Source organism: Paenibacillus sp. SAFN-117 (genome assembly GCF_051966115.1).
GTDB classification, from domain to species: domain Bacteria; phylum Bacillota; class Bacilli; order Paenibacillales; family NBRC-103111; genus Paenibacillus_L; species Paenibacillus_L residui.
This window is the reverse complement of record NZ_JBQCLK010000051.1, coordinates 1-3,996: the sequence shown is the minus strand read 5'-3', so window position 1 is coordinate 3,996 and position 3,996 is coordinate 1. Positions and strand designations below refer to the sequence as shown.

At 45.9% G+C, this 3,996-nt stretch carries 3 protein-coding genes; 1 reads left to right on the top strand and 2 read right to left on the bottom strand.

The features are described from left to right. Positions 1-25: 25 nt before the first annotated feature. Both ACTHRH_RS24250 and ACTHRH_RS24245 read right to left on the bottom strand, forming a co-directional pair. A complete protein-coding gene (locus ACTHRH_RS24250; RefSeq protein ID WP_144940637.1) occupies positions 26-814 on the bottom strand; it encodes a carbohydrate ABC transporter permease in 789 nt (262 codons plus the stop codon). Between the two features lie 56 nt (positions 815-870). Continuing rightward, on the bottom strand, positions 871-1,776 hold the full coding sequence (locus ACTHRH_RS24245) for a carbohydrate ABC transporter permease (RefSeq protein WP_260982207.1): 906 nt from the start codon (positions 1,774-1,776) through the stop codon (positions 871-873). A gap of 429 nt (positions 1,777-2,205) precedes the next feature. Between ACTHRH_RS24245 and ACTHRH_RS24240 the strand changes: the two genes are divergently transcribed. Then, positions 2,206-3,651, top strand: coding sequence for a serine hydrolase domain-containing protein (locus ACTHRH_RS24240; RefSeq protein ID WP_440417999.1), 1,446 nt, complete (start codon positions 2,206-2,208; stop codon positions 3,649-3,651). Positions 3,652-3,996 lie beyond the last annotated feature (345 nt).

The following is a 3,996-nucleotide window of genomic DNA, read 5'->3' as shown; positions in this document are numbered from 1 at the left end:
AGCAACCTTTAATACCGGGTTATCGTTATCCTTTGACACCGCCTAGCGAGATGCCTTCGATGACTTGCTTCTGCCCGATGATAAAGATTAACAGCAGGGGAACAATGGCGATGACAGAGCCTGCCATCATTAACGAATAGAACTCGCCGTAAGCGTCTGCAAATTTCCGGATGCCGACCTGCAAGGTAAGAAGTTTCTCGGAGCGCAGGAAAATTAACGGGTTCTGATAGTCGTTCCAGGTCCAGATAAAGCGTAAAATTCCGTAGGTGGCAATAGCCGGGCGTACCAGCGGCAGCGCGATCGTGAAGAAGATTTTCCAATGTCCGGCACCGTCTATACGGGCTGCTTCCAAATACTCGTTATTCACCCCGAGGAAAAACTGGCGAAGCAAAAATGTTCCCAGCACACTGAAGCTGCCCAGAAGGATGAGTCCGATGTGGGTATCGAATAATCCCAGCTGACGGTAAAGAATAAATTGCGGCACGAGAACAGCCTGGCTCGGAATCATAAAAGTAGACAGCACTACCAGGAAAGCCACGTTCCTGCCCTTGAATTGAATCTTGGCGAAGGCGTAAGCGGCCATGCAAGAAACCAGCACGGAAACTAACGTCGTCAGAACCGTTACTTTAATGGAATTCCAATAAAATAAATAAAGCGGATATTTGCCGAGCCATACTTCTTTGTAGTTTTGGACGATATTCCACTTGCTCGGAATCCATTCAATCGGATATTTGAACACATCCGTCTCAGGCTTGAACGATGCGGACAGCATCCAGATAAAGGGCAATAAAAACGTAATCCCGATGAGGAACATCAATAAAGTAACGAAAGCTTTCCTCCATTTATTGCTATTCAATTGTCAGTCCCCCCTTAATAGTTCACCCATTTGCGCTGTCCGTACCATTGAATGAGAGTAATAAGAAAGATCGCGAAGAACAGGAACAAGGCCATTGTTGAAGCATAGCTCATCTTCAGATTGATAAAGGCCGTTTCATATAAATAGTAGACGACGACAGAGGTCGAGCCTGCCGGGCCGCCCTTGGTCAATACCTGGATAATGTCAAATACCTTGAAGGTGCCGATAATTCCGGTGATCAGCAAAAAGAAGGTCGTAGGCGACAGCAAGGGCAGCGTGATCGATTTGAACTTCTGGGAAGCTGTAGCACCGTCGATATCCGCAGCCTCATACAGCTCTTGCGGGATGGACTGCAGGCCGGCAATATAAATGATCATATTGTAGCCGATAGATACCCAAACCATGATCATCATAACGGAAGGAAGGGCAAAATGAATGTCTGCAATCCACTTGGGAGGATCGGCAATCCCTAATGACATTAACATACTGTTGATGGGGCCATAAGAGGGATGGAACAGCACTTGCCACACCATCGCTACAGCAACAATGCTGGAAATATACGGCATGAAATAAACGACTTTAAAAAAGCTTTTGAAATAGACGCTTTTGTTGATAATGACGGCTAAAAATAAGGATATGGCCAAAGTGATAGGAACGACGAGCAGAAAGATCAGGTTGTTCTTGATAGATTTCCAGAATAAATCGTCATTCAGCAAGTTTTTAAAATGAGTAAGCCCTGCAAATTCCACACCTTTAAAGCCCGAAATATGATTCCAGTGAGTGAAGCTTAATATAAAGGAAGCGATAATCGGCATAATTAAAAATATGGTGACTCCTATAAGCATGGGAGCAATAAACAAATATCCGGTTAACGTTTCCCTCCATTTCTGCTTATTTATTGCAATCACGCCTTTCGTCATGTTGTGCAGCATCGTAATCTATATATTAGAAAACAAAGACGGGTTCGGAGAAGTTAAAAAGATGACTGATTCAAAAATATTTTGACTTTTAAAAATTACCCGAGGAAACTAACCTGAAGCGAATCAGAGGCGGCCGCTGCCGGTGACATTTATTAAACTTCCGCTGCTTGGTTGTTATTGTTCCAGTTTCTGGGTAGTATCAAGGGTACAAAGTGTGATTTTATTTAAGAGGAAGGGAAGAAGGTAGTCTAAGTCTTTCCGAACCGAAATTTTGCCGGGCGTGACGGCATGATACTATATAAATCGAAGGCTGTTCTGTTATTCGTAAAAGGGGGATGGAGCAGTTACCGAGGCAAAGCTATCTCCGGAGGCTCAAACCAAACTCAATGAGCCCGGACCACCTGAGCGGAGAGGGAGGATGGGGAAAAGATGAGGATCGAAAGCGACAAGCCGGAGAATCACGGGCTTTCGTCCAAAGCGTTGCTGGAGTTCTTTCAACAAATTGAGCATTCGGGCTTGGGGGTTAACAGCTTTATGCTGCTGCAGAACGGCAAAGCAACCGCGCAGTATTGGCGGGCCCCCTATCGGAAGGATTGCCCGCAGCTGTTATTTTCTCTTAGCAAAAGCTTTACGTCCATAGCAGCCGGGATTGCCTGGGACAATGGTTTGCTGGAACTGGAGGATAATGTGATCTCCTATTTTCCGGACCGATTGCCGGATACAATGTCGCCGAATTTGGCGAAGATGAGCATCCATCATCTATTATCTATGAATACGGGCCACGCAAATAATATATATGGTTTGGTGGCTAATGCAAAAGATTGGGTAAGGGCCTTTTTGTCGTTAAAGGTGGAGCGCGAGCCGGGCAGCTTCTATTTATACAATACTCATGCTACTTATATGCTGTCTGCTATTATCGAACAGGTGACCGGCCAGAATCTGGTTGATTTCCTGATGCCCCGGCTGTTCGAACCGTTAGGAATCCCGAGACCTTCCTGGGAGACCTGTCCGATGGGCATTACCGCAGGAGGGATGGGACTAAGCCTGACGACGGAAAGCATTGCGAAATTCGGCCAAATGCTCTTGAACAAAGGAGTATATGACGGACAAAGGATCGTTTCGGAACGATATATTCACTTGGCGACAGGGAAGCAAAGCGATAATCGGATGGCTGGGGATTCTGCGGATTTTACACAGGGCTACGGGTATCAATTTCACTTGTGCAGGCGAGGCTGTTACAGGGGAGACGGGGCTTTCGGCCAGTTATGCTTTGTTGCTCCCAGGGAAAATCTGGTGATTGCAGCCACTTCAAGCTTGAACGGCAGGCAGCAGTTAAAAGCTTTACTGGATTTGATATACGAGCATATTCTCGATCAACTGGATAACAATCATTCTCCAAGCCTGGAGGACCATCAGGTTTTGCAGCAGCGCCTGGCCAGCGTGACCTATCCTGTCCCTGGATTTCAACCGGTTCCCGAGGGCGTTCCCGATTTCGGGCAGCGTTCCTATCTAATGAGCGAAAACCCCCGCGGCCTGCATAAGCTCGATGTGTCCTTGAAGGGGAAACAAATAGAGCTTCAATTTACCCATGACACGTATGCGGACCGTCTCTTATTTGACGTGACAAAACCGGTCCATACCCAAGGGATGTTTGAGAAAGACCTGGCTCTGCACCGACAGGAGGTCGTCACCTACGCTTCCTGGTTAACCAAGAATAAACTGAAGCTTACTTTACTCTATATTGAAACTCCCTATTTGGTGACCTACACACTGTGTTTCAAAGAACGGGAACTGGAGCTGGAGCTGAATTACGAAATGAATGTATCCCTATCTCCTCATACTAAGGAATTTACAGCCGCGGGGCATTGTATTTAACAGTGGGAAAAGAGTGCCAAAACATCGCCTTAGGCTATGGTGAATCACGTTGCCGTTCTCTTCCTGTTCCGGCCCTTCCACGGAATCTTGTGATTGATGATAGGTTTCGCATGAGAGAAGCGATCTAACTGTATTTTATGCAGGCAGTTTGGAGTGCATTTCCAATAATGGCTGTACTAGCTGGAAAAGTGTGAAATTTGAAAACTAAATGGATTTCATACAGTTAGATTTCTATATTCGGAAGAGATATGGAAACTAACTGGAAAACTGGACCTCTGTCAAGAAAGTGGACACACCGTTAGTGTAAATTAGCTGCTCTTGTTGTAGTACATGATCTCAAATAGA

Excerpts from the sequence above, each read along its gene's own strand:
- ACTHRH_RS24250 (WP_144940637.1), bottom strand. The coding sequence starts at position 814 with ATGTTCCTCATCGGGATTACGTTTTTATTGCCCTTTATCTGGATGCTG.
- ACTHRH_RS24245 (WP_260982207.1), bottom strand. The coding sequence starts at position 1,776 with ATGACGAAAGGCGTGATTGCAATAAATAAGCAGAAATGGAGGGAAACG.
- ACTHRH_RS24240 (WP_440417999.1), top strand. The coding sequence starts at position 2,206 with ATGAGGATCGAAAGCGACAAGCCGGAGAATCACGGGCTTTCGTCCAAA.